The organism is Xenorhabdus sp. SGI240 (assembly GCF_040081915.1).
Lineage (GTDB): Bacteria > Pseudomonadota > Gammaproteobacteria > Enterobacterales > Enterobacteriaceae > Xenorhabdus > Xenorhabdus bakwenae.
In genome coordinates, this window is the sequence record NZ_JBEBMB010000032.1 from 68745 (window position 1) to 87020 (window position 18276).

Sequence of the window (18276 nt, forward strand, 5' to 3'; positions counted from 1 at the left end):
GCTACACATTATCTGATGCGCCACGGAACGGTGAACCTAAGCACACCTGCCGGCATAACGGGAGGCCGGAACCTGTTCTCCCTTTCTCAGCCAGCTCATCAGGCTTTTCCTGAGTCTGGACAGGCGATTGCGCCAGTGTGCTTCGTCAATGTTCTGATTTTCATCGCGGTGTTGGGTGCGGAACACACTGTGGCAGAGCAAAACCAGTCGTTGACCGATAAACGCGGTCAGCCCGCCCCCGCTGTAATCGGCCATCTGTTGCAGGTTGCGGGGGATGTGCGCCCAGCAGAACTGATGTCGGGATGGGGCCAGCCAGTGATAGCTGGCGCACTGGTCAGTCACGATAACCGATGGGGTTGTCTCGCCCCGCAGCGATTTGGCCGTTTCCGCATTACGGTAAGCGCGGATTTTCTGGTCAACCGCCTTGCTGCCGCTGAGCAGCCAGACCCAGCGGGTGGCCGCTTCTCCGTTGCGTTGATGGGGCGTTTCGTCAACATGGATAACCGCAGATTGCCTGACATAATGCCCTAACGCCTGATGCAGCGGCGTCAACATTGAACTGATCCGCCCCTGCGCTTCAGAGATAAGGCCCGTGGAAAAGTGGATGCCATAAGTGTCCCGGATCAGGCGCTGTATCTTACTGATGCTCAGAGGGTATTGTCCCGACAAAACCGCCATCTGGCTCATCAAACGGGGCCCCAGTTGTCCGGAAGGCGCATCGTCGGGTAACGTAGCCCGGACGGTGTGATGACAACGCTGACAGCGGCCATGAAACAGTTGATATTCGGTGATATCCAGGGCGATTTTGGGCAGTTAGAACCCCTGATGAGATAGGTCGGGGTCGTATTCGGCTCGACATGCCCGCCACAAAGGGCACAACCGTCATCGGGCAGACAGCGAACGATCGTATCCGTGTCTTTCAATGCACTCAGTGGTCTGCGGTGCCCTGTGTGGCCTGGCTGAGCGCCAGCCTGATTTCGGCGACCAGGGCTTTTAACTTTTGCCGTTCAGCCCGTGCCTGAGGCGTATCACTGGACGGGGAACGCGAGGAATTACGCGAACTCAGTGACAGCCGGTCTTCGTATTCTCGAAGTTTGGCCCAGAGCTCCCGGATAAGGGCATTGGCTTCGCTGATGTTGCTCACCTCGGGTGGCTCAGCGGTAAAGTGCTTCTTCTTTTTCATGGGGTGAAAAGGTTACCTGACTGGCAGGATCAAGCAACAGGGAAAAGCGGATCACGCGATAAACATCACATTTTTGTGTCAATGGGGGACTGGTGAAGGGTTACGGTAAGAGTGTGAGCGGGCATTTGAGAACTCATTTAGATAAACGAAAAGCCATTTTGTTAAAATAATTTAAACTAAATTATTCTACTTATGATTTGATTATTTTTTAAAAATGTTACTGCACTCACATAATCATAAATATTAGAGTTTATTTCTATTGTTATTTTTAGCAAAAGTCATAGTCTTTTAACGCTTTTAAAAAACTATAGTTGCATGTATTACAAAGGAAAAACAATTTTATGAAAATTAAAGCTCTTGTTGCAGTCGCTGTTTCTGCTGCAATTCTGACAGGTTGTAAGAATATTGATCAGGGAATGCTGGCTCATTCTGGAATGCAATTATTCCAGGCGGCAACACTAAGTGATTCTGATGTCAAACAGTTATCTGGCCAAGCATGTAAGGATATGGATGCACAGAATAAAATTGCACCGGCATCCAGCCAATACACTAAGCGTCTGAACAAAATCGCCAAAGCATTAGGCCGCGACGTTAACGGTACATCGGTTAACTATAAAGTTTATCTGACTAAGGATGTGAATGCATGGGCAATGGCTAACGGTTGTGTGCGTGTATACAGCGGCCTGATGGACATGATGAACGACAATGAAGTCGAAGGCGTTCTGGGTCATGAAATGGGGCACGTTGCACTGGGCCACACCCGTAAAGCAATGCAGGTTGCTTATGCTACAGTGGCTGCACGTACCGCAGCTGCATCAGCCGGTGGTGTCGCCGCACAACTGAGCGATTCTCAGCTTGCAGCACTGGGTGAAAAACTGGTCAACTCACAGTTCTCGCAGCATCAGGAAAGTCAGGCTGATGACTTCTCTTATGATCTGATGAAAAAACGCAATATCAAAACTGAAGGTTTAGCAACCAGCTTCGAGAAACTGGCTAAACTGGGCAGTGGTGAAACCAGCATGTTTGATTCACACCCACCTTCACAGGAGCGTGCTCAACACGTTCGTGATCGTATCGCAGCAGATAAGAAATAATAAGTTCTATACCAATCCAACGTCAGAATGCGTGTTATATTCCCCCGCTCAGCGGGGAAATATGAGGACTCGCGTCGTCTTGCGGATTGCAACTTGAAGTTTATTGAGTATATATAAGATAAGTAATAACGGATTGAAAACCGGACACCCCGCACGTCATCTTCCATTAGGGTGTGAGCTAACCGATAATATTTCCGTTATCACTTTTTCAGATGACTTTAGTAACTTGATTAAATCGCTTCTTCGTCCTGCTCACCAGTACGGATACGCACAACACGGGCAACATCGAAAACAAAAATTTTGCCATCACCAATTTTGCCTGTTTGTGCAACCTGCATGATTGTTTCGACGCAGGTATCAACAATATCATCCGGTACGACAATTTCTATTTTTACCTTTGGCAAAAAATCCACCATATATTCTGCGCCGCGATACAGTTCAGTATGCCCTTTCTGACGGCCAAACCCTTTCACTTCTGTCACGGTCATACCAGTGATACCCACTTCAGCCAGAGCTTCACGCACATCATCCAGCTTGAAAGGTTTGATAATTGCATCAATCTTTTTCATGAAGTTTTCCTGTCATTACCAGTTGTTACGTCCGAAACCAGAAGTAATCGGGTAGCGCCGATCTTTACCAAAATCACGCTGCGTAATACGTGGGCCAATAGGTGCCTGACGACGTTTATATTCATTGATGTCAACCAGCCGGATCACCTTACGCACAATGACTTCCTCAAAACCTTCAGATACCAGATCAGCCACTGATTTATCTTTTTCAACATACCCTTCGAGAATCGCATCCAAAATGTCATAGGGAGGAAGGCTGTCCTGATCCAGTTGATTGGGTGACAACTCCGCTGACGGTGGGCGATCAATCACACGCTGAGGAATAGCTAGGGATACGGTATTACGATATTTAGCCAATGCAAATACCATCGTTTTAGGGACATCTTTCAAAGCATTAAAGCCACCCGCCATATCGCCGTACAGGGTTGAATACCCTACTGCCGATTCACTTTTGTTGCTGGTGGTCAATACCAAACGGCGGCGTTTATTAGACATTGCCATCAAAATGACTGCACGGCAACGTGCCTGCAAATTCTCTTCTGTCGTATCTTTTTCTGTTCCCGTGAACATTGGTTCAAGCTGTGCCATAAATGCATCAAACATGGGTTCGATGGAGACAACGTCAAATTCAACCCCCAGCAATTCTGCTTGTTCTCTGGCATCGTGGATACTCATTTCTGAGGTATAGCGGAATGGCATCATGATCGCCTGCACGTGATCTTTGCCCAAAGCATCCACAGCAATCGCCAATGTCAACCCTGAATCAATCCCGCCGGACAAACCAAGCAAAGCGCCGTTAAAACCGTTTTTTTGCACATAATCACGTACAGACAGCACCAGCGCCTTATAAATTTGCGCCAGAGGTGGCAAGTGAGGGATCGGATTTGCCATTGGTTCAATGTCCATTTCATTGAAACAACATTGTTCAACCTGTTCCTCAAATGCCGCCATGCGATGAGTTATTTCACCATGAGCATCAAAGACTTTAGAACAGCCATCAAAGATAAGCTGATCTTGCCCCCCCACCTGATTAAGATAGATAATGGGCAAATGAGTACGCTGGCAGTGGGACTTAATTAATGTACTGCGGATATTCGGTTTTTCACGATTAAAAGGAGAGGCGTTAATCGACAAGATGATTTCTGCACCCGCCTGTTTCAAGGCATCAATTGGTGCGTCAAACCACAAATCTTCACAAATCAATAAACCGAGGTTATAACCTTTGAATGGTATAACACAGTGTTGATCCCCCGCTTTGAAATAACGCTCTTCATCAAAAACGCCATAGTTTGGCAGTAATTGTTTGAAGTAACGTGCCACAATTTCCCCTCGCCAAAACAGGGAAAGCGCGTTGTAAAGTTTGCCATCCTGTTGCCACGGATGCCCCACCAAAATACCAACCTGAGCGCTTGCTTGTTGCAAACGTACCAATTGTTCACAACAACGCTGATGTAAATCAGATCGGAATAACAAATCTTCAGGAAAATAGCCAGACAGCGACAGCTCAGAAAACATGACCAGATCAGCGCCTTTTGCCTGCTGCTCCTGAACTGTCTGCAACATACGTTCGCTGTTGCCTTCAATGTCTCCTACCAACCAATTTAACTGGGCAAGAGCAATTTTAAGAGTACGACTCATAGAATGCGGCTCTCCTGGGCCATAAATCATCTATCTGCCTTACTGGGTTTCAACAGCAAAGCAATTCATTTCTATTCAGTGTAAAAATTTCTGCGGTAGCAGAATAGTTATTCCTTAAAATCGTTAGCATCCAGCTCGTGGCGTGCCAGCAATTTATAAAATTCTGTCCGATTACGCCCTGCGATACGGGCGGCATGGGTCACATTACCTTTGGTTATCTGCAACAATTTACGCAGGTAATTCAGTTCAAACTGCCCACGGGCTTCCACGAATGTCGGCAATGCCGTATTTTCCCCTTCCAATGCCTGAGTGACCAGAGCATCACTAATGACCGGTGCCATCGTCAATGCCACACACTGTTCGATGACATTAACTAACTGACGAACATTGCCCGGCCAACTTGCCGCCATCAGGCATTTCATAGCCGTGGTGGAAAAACTGCGAACAAAAGGTTTATGGCGTTTGACAGCGTCACGTAGCAGATGATTAGCCAATAGAGGAATATCTTCTGCGCGTTCGTTCAAAGCAGGAATTTTCAAATTAACAACGTTCAACCGATAGTAGAGATCTTCCCGAAACTCATTACGCTGCATGGCCTTAGGCAGGTCACGGTGAGTGGCAGAAATAATTCTGACATCAATGTCGATATCCCGGTTACTCCCCAATGGGCGAATCTTACGCTCCTGTAGCACCCGCAAAAGCTTAACTTGCAATGCCATCGGCATATCGCCAATCTCATCAAGGAACAATGTTCCTCCTTGCGCCGCTAAAAATAGCCCTTCCCGACTACTGACGGCACCTGTAAACGCGCCTTTGGCATGACCAAATAATTCAGATTCAAGTAATTGCTCCGGTAAAGCACCACAGTTAATAGCAATAAAAGGCTTCTTCACTCTGGGACTTGCCCGATGAATAGCCTGAGCCAATACCTCTTTACCGGTTCCACTTTGCCCGTTAATCAGAACACTCACATCGGATTGAGCCACCATCTTTGCCTGTTCCAATAAACGCAACATTAAAGGGCTTCGGGTGACGATTTTCTCGCTCCATTGTCCATCGATGGCTGGCGTTGACAGTTCCAGCGCATTATCAATGGCTTTATAAAGTGCGTCACGATCAACAGGCTTGGTCAGAAAACTAAATACACCTTGCTGCGTTGCTGCCACTGCATCAGGAATAGAGCCATGGGCAGTCAGAATAATGACAGGCATACCGGGATGCTGTTTCTGAATCTCGGCAAACAGTGCCATACCATCCATTTCATCCATGCGTAAGTCACTGATCACTAAATCTACTTTTTCTCTCACCAGTATGCGTAACGCTTCATGACCACTCTCTGCGGTCGTGACACGAAAGCCTTCACTGGTCAAACGCATTCCCAAGAGTTTGAGCAAGCCAGGATCATCATCAACTAAAAGAAGATGAGCGGAATTGCGAACTGTCATGATTATTCGGCTCCTTTTTCTTCTGATTTTTCTTCTGAAGGATTGGCTTCCGCGTTTGTTGCGGGGTTGTCTTTCGGTTCTGCTTTATTATCCGATGAAGTGTTTGTGTTAGGAGTCACAACACCACTTTGTTCTTGTTTACGGGAGGAAAGTTGGCGTTCAATATCGGTCAGATTTTCTAGTTTGCGGGACATTAAATGAAGCTCATATTCTAAACGTGCTCGTGTTTCTTTCAGACGATCAATTTTGTTATCACTGTCAAACTGGAAGCGCTGAAATTTGGCTCTTTCTTCGGCAAGATTAATTTTCAGATATTGCTGCTCACGCCACAATTGGAGTAATGGCCGCAAAACGATAGGAAATTGTGTACTATACCGATTAAAGTTTTCCACCGTTTTCCGGCGTTCAGCTAATACAGAAGTCGCCCTGCCCATTAAAATACTTTGCTTAAGCACTTGATGCCAATCAGTCGGCGTCTCTGAGGTAAAACGTTTCGCCGTCTCACGCGCTTCTGCCGAAGATAATCGATCCGTGCAATCAATAAACCTCAGCCAATAAAGCCCGTTTTCCATCGCCGCTGGCTTCGCTATGTCCCAGATTGAATCACAATCCTTAAGACGATAATCCGTGACACTCTGCTCTGGCAAGATAGACTGTGCCAGGGTTGTCAAATTGTCTGCGCCACTCGTTTTAACGCATCCTGCCAGCAAATAGGGAACGAACAATAGCAATATAGCCCGTAAGCGCAGGGTCGAGGTACGTGCCAAGATAGATGGCCTGACAGCCGTTTTTTTCATTGGGTTAGCCACAATATTTTGCTGTTCCGTCTCCGTCATAAAGCGGTAAGTAAACCTGTTATACATATTATTTAGTCATTCTCTGCGGTTAATGGCAGTTCAATTCGAAAACATACATCAGCAAATTCGGATTCTGCCAGGCAAAGCTCCCCCTGCATTTGTTTAATGCAATCTTGCGCGATGCTCAAGCCAAGACCACTTCCTTTAACGGCACCTTTTCGTTGAAGTTTTCCTTGGTAAAATGGCTCAAAGATCATACTTTTCTCTAACTCTGGGATGGGCGTTCCTGTATTGGCAATGTCAATTTGAAGGTTTTTCCCCACTTGCCGACTCGAAATCCAAATGTTACCGGATTCAGCGCCATAGTGCACTGCATTGGAATAGAGATTATCAATCACCCGTGTTAATAAGCCAGGCTCCGCCCAACAATAATCCATATCCAATTGAATTTCTGTATAAATATTTTTTGCCCGTGCCGGCAATTGATGTGAAAGTACGACACTATCCACAATTTCTTTTAGGGAAATAATCTGATGTTCGGCTGCGCCATCGGCTAATTTGCGGTTATATTCCAGTAATTGCTCAATAAGCTGCTGTAAATGCCTGCTACTGCTATCCAGGATACTGACAACTTCTCTCTGGTCTGCCGTCAGAGGCCCTGCAATTTCGTCAGCCAATAACTCCGTTCCTTCACGCATACTTGCCAGAGGGGTTTTCAGTTCATGGGAAATATGGCGTAAAAACTCATGACGCTGAGACTCAAGCCAAGATAAACGCTCACTCAGCCAAATAATGCGTTGGGCCAGTGATCGTAACTCCCGTGGTCCTTTAAAGGAATCAATCTGATTTTCCAATGATTGCCCTTCTCCAAGCCGATTGATCATCCGCTCAATGCCTTTTACTGGCCCAATGATCATACGCGTAAACAAGGTTATCAAGAAGGCACTTAACAAGAATAAAATAAGGCTCTGCCAACCGAAAAATTGTCCTTTATCGGCAATGTCTTTTTGCAGCTGTTCACCACGGCTAAAAATAATATTACGGGTTTCCTGTACCAAAAGATTATTGGCCCTGGAGAATTCTTCAAGTAATTTAGACGAAGCTGCTTCTGGTGCCCCATTACTACAAGAGATTTTGCTCAAGCCCGACAGTAATTCATTAAATTTCTTTGTATACTCGGCATTAGCTAACATCGCCATCTGATTACCAAGCATATTCATATACTGCCGATATTGGCGTTGATAAAGCTTTTCTAGCCGACTATCGCCTAATACACAGTATTGGCGGTAACTGCGTTCCATCTCAAGGGCGACGCCAACCATCGCCTCGCTACGGCGGGCATCCACCAGCGTTGAACGATTAATCTCAGCAGCCTGAGTACTAAGCTGATCAAGACTTTGATAAGCCTGATAAGCCAAAACTAAGAGTGGCAATAACACTAACCAGAAAGCCATAACAACCAACTGGCGCAATGAGCGTGGAAATAAACGCCATTTTTTCAAAGAAATCATCTCATAACCTGTAATGACATTGATGCTACAGTGACTTTTCTTTTATTGAAAATGGTCAGAATAATAGTTGAAAACGGCGGATAATTGAAACAATCAGTCATTGAAAGCGATGCGAATGCATACATAAACAGGGTGGGTTGCCATAATGACGGCGGGACAGTAACTTTTTTTACCATCCCGCCAGTGAGGATCCTGCATGTGAACATGTAGGCGGTGCCTCACTCCACGTGTCGCCCTGTGTTTGATAAGGCCCAAAGGCGAATATCATTAAGTTGGACGGTAGGCACCTTACTTTGGCGTCATTCTGAGGCTTATGTGGCATGTTTCCACCCAATTGCGGGCCGACATAACAAAGTTGAATGAGCAACTGCCTTGTATTATGCATATTACATGCCAATTTGAAAAGAAATTTTTAACCAATTGATATTATAAGAAATAAATAAAAATACAGACTTATTGCATTTTCTTATCGGTATTTATTCATTTTTAATAAACATTAGTGTCGCCTATTTATGACACTTCACCACAGAAAAAAAATTCACAAACTATATCAATGCATTAAGTGTCTCTTTTTTGAGACGCCCAAAAGCATCATTGTCGTGATATAGAGACACGGTAAAAAATAAAGGCCCTGATGCATTTTCAGGGCCTTTGCTATTAACCTAACTGTTTGCGGGCATTACGGAAAATGCGCATCCACGGACTATCTTCTCCCCATTCTTTAGGATGCCAGGAATTGCTAACAGTGCGGTATACCCTTTCAGGATGAGGCATCATCACTGTGACTCGGCCGTCAAGGCTGGTCACAGAAGTAATGCCGTTCACAGAACCATTCGGATTTGCCGGATAGCTTTCTGTCACTGAACCGTAGTTATCCACAAAACGCAATGCGACTTGCTGATGCTTTTCAAGTTCCATCAAACTCAGGTCGTTTCTAAACTCCACCTGCCCTTCACCATGAGCCACTGCGATCGGCAAACGAGAACCGGCCATATCTTTCAGGAACAATGAAGGGCTGTTTACCACTTCCACTAAGCTAAAGCGGGCTTCATAGCGTTCTGAACGGTTACGGACAAAGCGCGGCCAGTGTTCTGTGCCAGGGATCAATTCATGCAAGTTGGACATCATCTGACACCCGTTACATACACCAAGTGCTAAGGTATCCGGCCTTGCGAAGAAACTCGCAAAATCATCACGTACCCGTGGATTAAACAGAATGGATTTCGCCCAGCCTTCACCTGCACCAAGCACATCCCCATATGAGAAGCCACCACAGGCAACCAATGTTTGGCATTGATCTAATGTGATCCGCCCCGCCAATAAGTCACTCATATGAACATCCACCGCCTCAAAGCCTGCCCGGTGGAATGCAGCTGCCATCTCAACATGGGAATTAACGCCCTGTTCACGCAATACCGCAACGCGCGGACGCACTTGTTTTGCAATATAACAAGCAGCAATATCTTGCGCAGGATTGAAGGTTAATTCCACATTCAAGCCCGGATCATTCACATCCTGTTTTGCCTGATGCTCTTGATCTGCGCACTCAGGGTTATCACGCAGGCGCTGCATTTGCCACGTTGTTTCTGCCCACCATAAGCGCAATGTGCTGCGCTTCTGATGATAAACTTCCATATTGCCACTGGAAATCACAAAATCATCGCCCACCCGGGCTTTACCCAAATAGTGCACACATTCATTTAATCCATAATCTGCCAACAGGTTTTCAATTTGCTCCCTGTCAGTCTCACGAATTTGGATCACCGCCCCCAATTCTTCATTAAATAATGCGGCCAGGATATCTTCATCAAATGCACTGATATCGGCATGCAATCCGCAATGGCCGGCAAAAGCCATTTCAGCCAATGTCACCAATAATCCACCATCCGAACGGTCATGGTAAGCCAGCAATTTTTGTTCTGAAATCAACTGTTGGATCGCATTAAAGAAACCCGCTAATTGTTCGACGCTGCGAACATCTGCGGTTTTATCCCCCAGTTGGCGATAAACCTGCGCCAATGCTGTCCCACCCAGCGCATTCTGCCCTTTACCCAGATCGATTAGCAGCAACGCATTGCCATCTTCAGTAGATAACTCTGGCGTCACGGTACAGCGCACATCTTCTACTCGCGCAAAGGCACTGATAACCAATGAAAGTGGTGACGTCATTTCACGCTCTTCCCCATTTTGACGCCAGCGGGTTTTCATTGACATCGAATCCTTACCAACCGGAATGGTCAATCCTAAGGCTGGACACAACTCCTCACCCACTGCCTTGACGGCGGCATACAACCCCGCATCTTCACCAGCATGGCCTGATGCCGACATCCAGTTAGCGGATAACTTCACGCGTTTCAGATCCTGGACATAAGCGGAGGCAATATTGGTCAGTGCTTCACCCACCGCCATACGCGCCGATGCCGCAAAATCCAATAATGCAATCGGCGCTCGCTCGCCCATTGACATGGCTTCGCCATAATAGCTGTCCAAACTGGCGGTAGTCACAGCACAATCTGCGACTGGAATTTGCCAGGGGCCAACCATTTGATCACGGGCAACCATACCGGTAATGGAACGATCCCCTATCGTAATCAGGAATGTTTTTTCCGCCACGGCAGGCAAATGCAAGACACGTTTTACCGCTTCTGCGAGATCAATCCCCTTGCGATCCAAACCTTGCCCTTGAGCTTGCAAGATCTGCACATTTTTCAGCATTTTTGGCGTCTTACCGAGCAAGACATCCAGCGGCATATCGATTGGCTGATTATTAAAATGGTTGTCATTCAACTGCAAATGTCGCTCTTCCGTTGCTTCCCCAATCACCGCGTAAGGCGCACGTTCACGATGGCATATTTCTTCGAACAGGGCTAACTGCTCTGGTGCTACCGCCAAAACATAACGTTCCTGGGATTCATTGCACCATAACTGCAATGGGCTCATGCCAGGCTCATCGTTAAGAATATTACGTAACTCAAAACGCCCGCCTCGACCGCCATCACTGACCAATTCGGGCATAGCATTTGACAAACCGCCAGCGCCTACATCATGAATAAATAAAATCGGATTTTTATCCCCCAATTGCCAGCAACTGTCGATCACTTCCTGACAACGACGCTCCATCTCCGCATTGTCACGCTGTACAGAGGCAAAATCCAGGTCAGCATCAGACTGACCGGATGTCATTGAAGATGCCGCCCCGCCCCCTAAACCGATATTCATGCTTGGCCCACCCAACACAATCAATTTTGCGCCGACCGAAATCTCCCCTTTCTGGACATGTTCTTCACGGATATTGCCGATCCCGCCCGCCAACATGATGGGCTTGTGATAACCACGCAATTCTGAACTGTTATGGGAACAAATTTTTTCTTCATAGGTTCTGAAATACCCGAGCAATGCCGGACGCCCAAATTCATTATTAAACGCTGCGCCGCCTAAGGGGCCTTCCAGCATGATGTCCAATGCACTGACAATGCGATCAGGTTTACCAAAATCCTCTTCCCACGGCTGTTCAAACCCAGGAATTCTCAGGTTTGAAACTGAAAAACCGACCAGCCCGGCTTTCGGTTTAGCACCTCGTCCGGTTGCACCTTCATCACGAATTTCACCACCGGAACCCGTCGCTGCACCGGGCCAGGGCGAAATCGCGGTTGGATGGTTATGAGTTTCCACTTTCATCAAGATGTGGGCTGGCTCTTGATGATAGTCATAAACCCCGGTTGCAGGATCAGGGAAGAAGCGGCCAACATCAGAGCCTTCCATAACCGCTGCGTTATCTTTATAAGCAGAAAGCACGTAATCTGGCGTCTGTTCAAACGTGTTTTTGATCATTTTGAACAAAGATTTGGGTTGAGTCTGACCATCAATAATCCAATCTGCATTGAAAATTTTGTGGCGACAATGCTCAGAATTTGCCTGGGCAAACATATACAGCTCAACATCCGTTGGATTGCGTCCTAACGCCTGAAAAGCGCTCATCAGATAATCAATTTCATCGATAGCCAGAGCCAGCCCTAATTCAATATTTGCTGATTCCAGTGCGGCCCGTCCCGATTGCAAGATATCAATCTGTTTTAACGGCGCAGGGGGCTGGTGAGAAAACAGGACTTCGGCTTGTTCACACTGAGTGAACACACGTTCCATCATGCGATCGTGCAGTAATGCCGACAACGTTTGCCATTGCCCGTCATCCATGTCAATACTCTGAATATAATAGGCAATCCCCCTTTCTAAACGGACAATCTGCTTCAGTCCACAATTGTGGGCAATATCTGTCGCTTTCGATGACCAAGGGGATATCGTGCCAGGGCGAGGCGTGACTAATATAAGTTGTCCTTTAGGCTCAAGTTCGGCCAAAGAGGGACCATACTTTAATAGTTTATTTAATTTCTCTCGCTCATCTTCCGTGATGGGGGCATTAACTTCGGCAAAATGCACATATTCTGCATAAATGTCAGTAACTGGGAGATGTTGATCTTGACACTGGGAAAGGAGCTTAGTGATGCGAAATGCCGATAAAGCGGGTGAGCCACGCAGAATTTCCATAATAATAGGTTCTCTCATCTTAGAAGCAAAGCCTGACTGATGCCTCAGGAAACAGCAAGCATTATAGAGGAATGTTTCCTCTGACGAAACCGTTTGCGCGGTGATTTATCCCCCCAATAATAGACTCAATAAAACGCCAAAATAGGTTTAATAGGGTTGCACATCCCCCTTTTGTTACGCAAAATTCTCGATTACTGGAAATTTAACCATGCTATTATCTTGCACTTCACACGATTACTAATCGTTCTGGAAAGAGATAACTATTTGAATAACATAAAGATAAATTATTTTGTTATCATAATTATCACGCTCCTCTCTGCTGCCATCATCGGCCTGAATATCAATTGGCCCAATAAACAGCAGGAGCAGATAAACAAAATTCTGGCACGAGGAGAGCTACGGGTTAGTACCATCAGCTCTCCTCTGATCTCTCTTAACAACAAAAATGAGCCAACAGGATTCGACTATGAGTTAATCAAGCGGTTTGCCAATTATCTGGGCGTTAAACTGGTGATTAAGTTTCGTCCCAACATTAAGCAACTTTTTGACGACTTGGAAAACGATAAAGCCGATTTCCTGGCTGCCGGGCTTATCTACAATAAAGACAGGCTGAACCAGACACGCACTGGCCCAGCCTATGTTTCAGTCATACAACAACTGGTGTATCGCAAGGGGGCGACACGTCCACATTCGTTTGGTGATTTAAAAGGTAGACTCATCGTCACGGCAGGCTCAGCTCATGTAAGCGAACTGAAAAAGTGGAAAGAAAAGTCTTATCCTGAGTTAACCTGGGAAGAAACACCACACGAGAATACGCAGCAATTGCTCGAACAACTCTCCGAGGGAAAAATCGACTATACCATCAGTGACTCCCTCAGTTTAGCCTTGCAACAGCGCATTCATCCCAATTTAGCCGTTGCTTTTGATGTCAGTGAAGAAAGCCCTTTAACCTGGTATTTAAAACGTAATGGCGATTATAGCCTCTACTCCGCTATGCTCGATTTCTTCAGTATGTTGACTGAAAACGGCATCATGTCGCGGCTACAAGAAAAATATTTCAGTCATGTCGGCTCATTCGATTATTTCGATACCCTTTCATTTATTCGTGCCATCAATACGCTCTTACCAACCTATCAACCCATTTTTCAACAATACGCGGGATCGCTTGATTGGCAATTGGTGGCTGCCATTGCATGGCAAGAATCACATTGGGACCCACAAGCCACTTCACCTACTGGTGTTCGTGGATTGATGATGCTCACACGCCCGACAGCAAAATGGGCTGGAATTCACGATCGGCTGGATCCGGAGGAGAGTGTAAAAGGCGGAATGGCTTATCTGCACTACCTGATGGCGCGTTTGCCAGAAACCATTCCTGAGGATGAGCGCATTTGGTTTGCCCTTGCCGCTTACAACATGGGGTATGGGCACCTTCTTGATGCCCGTAAATTAACCGCGGCACAAAAAGGGAATCCAGACAGCTGGCTGGATGTTAAAACGCGCCTGCCCCTGCTCAGCAAGAAAAGATATTACGCCAATACAACCTATGGCTATGCCCGTGGCTATGAAGCTTATCGTTACGTTGAAAATATTCGGCGTTACTATTTAAGCCTGGAGGGATACCTTAGAGCGAAAGCCAACCGCGAGAACGCAGAGGGAAGTGAAGCGAAAACGGAAACCACCATAATTAGCGAGCCACAAGCTGAAAATGTGAGAACTGATGTGGCTGACACTGAAAATAATCATGCGGAAGACAATCACAAGATTAGAAGCCAAATTGGCGAATAAGAGGCGTTTTACAACTCGCATAGACACACGATAACTTGAGAGATAAAACGCCTTATGGGCTATGACCTATATATACAACTGGCCGAAACAGAAAGATACCCGATTTTCAGCTTAATTGAGTCAAAGATTCCCCCAAAATGTTAGCTTTGGCGGGAGTCGTTATAATATTATCAATATTAGTTGAATCAGTTACATACTAATGGCACTTAATGATTAATACTGCTATCGGTATCATTCCCCATACGCGTATCAGCAAGGATTTCTGTAATGTACCAATGATCTTTACTCTGATCCTGCCGCAAAAAATATTGGTACTCATCAATAAAGAATGGAACCAGATATTGATAACTCCTATCCCATGAATCTTGATGTTCATTTATTCTATCAGGTATTCCCCCACTATATAGATAACTGACAAACCAATAATTATCGTAGAATCTTTGTCCTGTGTAATAATAATTGTTTCCAATAGCATATGGGAACTGCGGGTAATAATAATATGCCCAAGTATTTTGGTTAACTAAGTTACCTATCTTTCCATTTTCATTTAATTCATAAGTAAACATAGCACGATTAGCGCTCGTATGGATATATATATATTCTTTTCCTTCCATTGAGAAGAAGAATGTCGCCCCATAAAAATTATCCCAATCACTTTGTTCTATTATTGTTCCCATTTTTCCATTTGGCAATATTTCCCGTATAATATAAGGAAATTTACCTTGATCATTTTTACCTTTACTATGAAGATAAATAAATTGACCTTCACCTGTTTTATAGGAAAACCCTACATCATAATCACTGTCCCAATAACCACTATCGATGATTTCTTTGTGCCCTTTTTCATCTAATTTTGCAATTATCCAATAAGATTTATACGTATTTTTTGACGTATTAATAAAATTCTTGGCTAACCCAAAAATATATTGTTCTTCATCAAGCACGAAAGGAAACATTAAATCATAAAAATTTACCCACTTCTGCCCAGTGGACGTTTGACCTCTTTGCATTCCACCTGATATTAGTTGATGTACAGTCACCAGATGATCACATTGACGCTGACGCAAAAGATAATATTTATTATCAAGATAATAACTAAAGATGGTCCTAATATATTTTCCATCAGAAGGGGGATTTGCGTCACAATCCAGATTACGTTGAAAATGGATTTGTTCGGTTGCGTGGGCTGCTTTGCTGACATCCAAGAAAGCCGTAAGTACTACCGTTTCAGCATCTTTATTGGTATTATAAAGTTCAAAACTCACATTGCCTGTTTCGTCAGTCTCTATAGAAGTGGTCTGAACTACATGGTTTTTCTCAAAAGAAGCGGAACCTGTAACACTTAAATCCAGATTACGCTTGGTAAGATTTACTCCTGAACCTGTTCCGGTAAGCTTCGCCGTGACTTTATTACTTTGCACACCATCAGCCATTGCATAATCATTAATAACATTAAAGTTAAGTGTATAATATGCCGTGGCTTTAAGATGATAGGGTTGGACACCAATCTGTTTACCATTGCCTTGAAGAGAGACTGTTAAGTGACCATCACCACCTATTTCAGAACCGACAATCGAAACAGAAACTTCTCCGCCATTATCTGTAAAACAAGAAAGTGTATTGTTGCCTGTATCCTGACCATTAATAATAAAGCTACCTAATGAGCATTCAAGAATTAGACCTAATTCAGCCAAATCAATGTATTCATCATGGACTAAAAGCTGAATATCAGTAGCAGCTCTACCTTGATAGAGTCGATACGATTGAAAAAATCTCACTGAAATATTCATAATATTCTTATTTAAAATGTAAGGGGATCGGTAAAAACAATAGTATTCTTAATTTGATCCATAGAAATACCACTAACATTAATAGTAAAATTCGAGCGAACCGCTTTCGTGGATGTCAACTCATAAACTAATATTTTTTTAATATCAGGACTATCTATTTCTGAAATATTGCTCGCACCATTAATTTTAATATCAGGACTATTGAAATTCACTGTAATCCCCGTAATATTTTCTGAGAAGAGTTTAATAATAAGTAAACATTGACAAGTACCATCTGCGACACCATAAGAACTATAGGTATAAGAGAGTTCTCCCGTTGAAGATGACATCCAATTGCCAAAATCCAAAGGAACTTTACAGGCAATCACTGGATCTTCATAGTTAAGAATTAATGCACTATTTTTAGTAATATCATCACTATAGATATGAAGATAAGCTACACCATTTTCATCAATTTTATCCACCACTGTCTCAGGAGTATCATCAATAAATTTGGCATTTGTCAGTCGAGCATTTATTGGTTCGTTATTTGAACCAGTATATATTACTGCGGTTAAAAAAGGCTTTATATCTGGATAGTCACTTAGACTACTGCCTATATTTTTAGTTGTTTTCACTTTAATATTGACAGTATCTAAATCATTTAAAATGGAAACTTGTGTAGGATATTGATTTATTTTCTTATTAATAACAGTAAAGGATGCAACAATATATTTTACTTCTAAAAAATTAACTTCATTTGTTTTAATTGTATGGTCCTTATGACCATCATTTATTGCATTCGAGTCTAAATCAATATTGTCAGAATGGATAGTTATTAACTCTGTACTATCTTCTCTTAAAAATTTGGCCTCTATAATTATGGTATCACCAACTACAAGATCTTTAAATTTAGCCTGAAGCCTAACACCTTCTTTAAGATTTATTGTGTGTAAACTTAATATAGAACTTTTAGCATCAAGAAAAATGACCACATTGTCGGCATTACTCATGTTAGTACCCCCTATAATAGTGATATTTGATGTTGGTGAATCAAGATGATTACCATTTAAATCTGTTACTGTATATTTGGCTTCACACAGACCTGATATATCCATTTCATTAACTCGAAACAATAAAAAATAGAAATTATCTTTTAATTTATCTGATGTAACATGATAAGGAACGCTTTTTACCTTAGTGGTTATATTATCTTTTACATAAATCTCACCCTCTATTTTATCTAATAATTCCACACCTTCATATTTATTCACCTGCATCATTACATACTTAATTTTCATTGCAATAACGTCAGGTATATTAATTACAGCACTTAAATTTCCTTGAGGAAATATAGGTGGCAATAAAATATTTTTGCTTTTGTTATTCATAAAAAGCCTTTTTTTGAAAAAACCTTTAAAAACAAACCCATAAAATAATAAACTTTATGATTGGTTTATGCATTACAATTAAATTCATTTGGTTATTTTAAGGATAATTACTTTTATTATGAAAATATAAATATAATAACACTGAGTGAGCTCATTATTTACACAAACAAATGAAGTAATATCCGAATTAAACTGTGTATTATTATCATAATTTTTATTAGTTATTTTTTTCAGTGAAATAATCGGTTTATCCGAACTTAATATGGCAACAAAAATCACATACTGACCTATGATTAAACTCGCATTAGGTTGAGTGTAAACTTCCATTTTACTGTTGTTATTTGACATGTTATCACCTCATGCTTTAATTAAAAAAACTGCCACATCAATTATTATTTTAAATATGAACCCCTTCAGATCAATGAAATAATAATTCATTGTTATTATCACTATAGAATTGTTCTTCTGATGTTGCTTTAGAATAAACAGAGTGAAACTCAAAAACCAATGATAAAAGGTTATCAATTGATAAATTTTTATTATCAC

General features: G+C 43.4%; 10 protein-coding genes and 1 pseudogene. 2 read left to right on the forward strand and 9 right to left on the reverse strand.

The genetic code is table 11. The annotated features are described in order from the left end of the window. Positions 1-42 precede the first annotated feature (42 nt). Positions 43-1183 (reverse strand): annotated as a pseudogene (locus tag ABLA76_RS08905) (IS66 family transposase); the annotation flags it as partial. A 341-nt stretch (positions 1184-1524) separates the two neighbouring features. On the opposite strand from ABLA76_RS08905, the gene ABLA76_RS08910 reads away from it, so the two are divergent. Further along, positions 1525-2277, forward strand: coding sequence for a M48 family metalloprotease (locus ABLA76_RS08910; RefSeq protein WP_348987646.1), 753 nt, complete (start codon positions 1525-1527; stop codon positions 2275-2277). 230 nt (positions 2278-2507) lie between these two features. Here ABLA76_RS08910 and glnB read toward each other — a convergent pair whose 3' ends face one another. The 6 genes from glnB to purL form a co-directional block, all read right to left on the reverse strand. Then, the gene (glnB, locus tag ABLA76_RS08915; protein WP_045971762.1) at positions 2508-2846 is read right to left on the reverse strand and encodes a nitrogen regulatory protein P-II; all 339 of its coding nucleotides are present in this window, start codon (positions 2844-2846) and stop codon (positions 2508-2510) included. Positions 2847-2861: 15 nt separating this feature from the next. Further along, positions 2862-4484: an NAD+ synthase gene (locus ABLA76_RS08920; RefSeq protein WP_348987647.1), complete on the reverse strand. Its 1623-nt coding sequence runs from the start codon at positions 4482-4484 to the stop codon at positions 2862-2864. 107 nt (positions 4485-4591) lie between these two features. Further along, complete coding sequence (gene glrR / locus ABLA76_RS08925; RefSeq protein ID WP_047768480.1) at positions 4592-5929, reverse strand: two-component system response regulator GlrR; 1338 nt, start codon at positions 5927-5929, stop codon at positions 4592-4594. A gap of 2 nt (positions 5930-5931) precedes the next feature. Continuing rightward, the gene (gene qseG, locus ABLA76_RS08930; RefSeq protein WP_348987648.1) at positions 5932-6792 is read right to left on the reverse strand and encodes a two-component system QseEF-associated lipoprotein QseG; all 861 of its coding nucleotides are present in this window, start codon (positions 6790-6792) and stop codon (positions 5932-5934) included. Positions 6793-6797: 5 nt separating this feature from the next. Beyond that, on the reverse strand, positions 6798-8237 hold the full coding sequence (locus tag ABLA76_RS08935; RefSeq protein ID WP_348987649.1) for a HAMP domain-containing sensor histidine kinase: 1440 nt from the start codon (positions 8235-8237) through the stop codon (positions 6798-6800). 657 nt (positions 8238-8894) lie between these two features. Further along, on the reverse strand, positions 8895-12782 hold the full coding sequence (purL, locus tag ABLA76_RS08940; protein ID WP_348987662.1) for a phosphoribosylformylglycinamidine synthase: 3888 nt from the start codon (positions 12780-12782) through the stop codon (positions 8895-8897). Between the two features lie 264 nt (positions 12783-13046). Here purL and mltF point away from each other — a divergent pair, with 264 nt between their 5' ends. Beyond that, positions 13047-14570: a membrane-bound lytic murein transglycosylase MltF gene (gene mltF / locus ABLA76_RS08945; RefSeq protein WP_348987650.1), complete on the forward strand. Its 1524-nt coding sequence runs from the start codon at positions 13047-13049 to the stop codon at positions 14568-14570. Between the two features lie 206 nt (positions 14571-14776). Here mltF and ABLA76_RS08950 read toward each other — a convergent pair whose 3' ends face one another. After that, positions 14777-16360 (reverse strand): hypothetical protein, encoded by a 1584-nt coding sequence (locus tag ABLA76_RS08950; protein WP_348987651.1) that lies wholly within the window; start codon positions 16358-16360, stop codon positions 14777-14779. A gap of 11 nt (positions 16361-16371) precedes the next feature. Further along, the gene (locus ABLA76_RS08955) at positions 16372-17730 is read right to left on the reverse strand and encodes a hypothetical protein (RefSeq protein ID WP_348987652.1); all 1359 of its coding nucleotides are present in this window, start codon (positions 17728-17730) and stop codon (positions 16372-16374) included. Between the last annotated feature and the right edge of the window lie 546 nt (positions 17731-18276).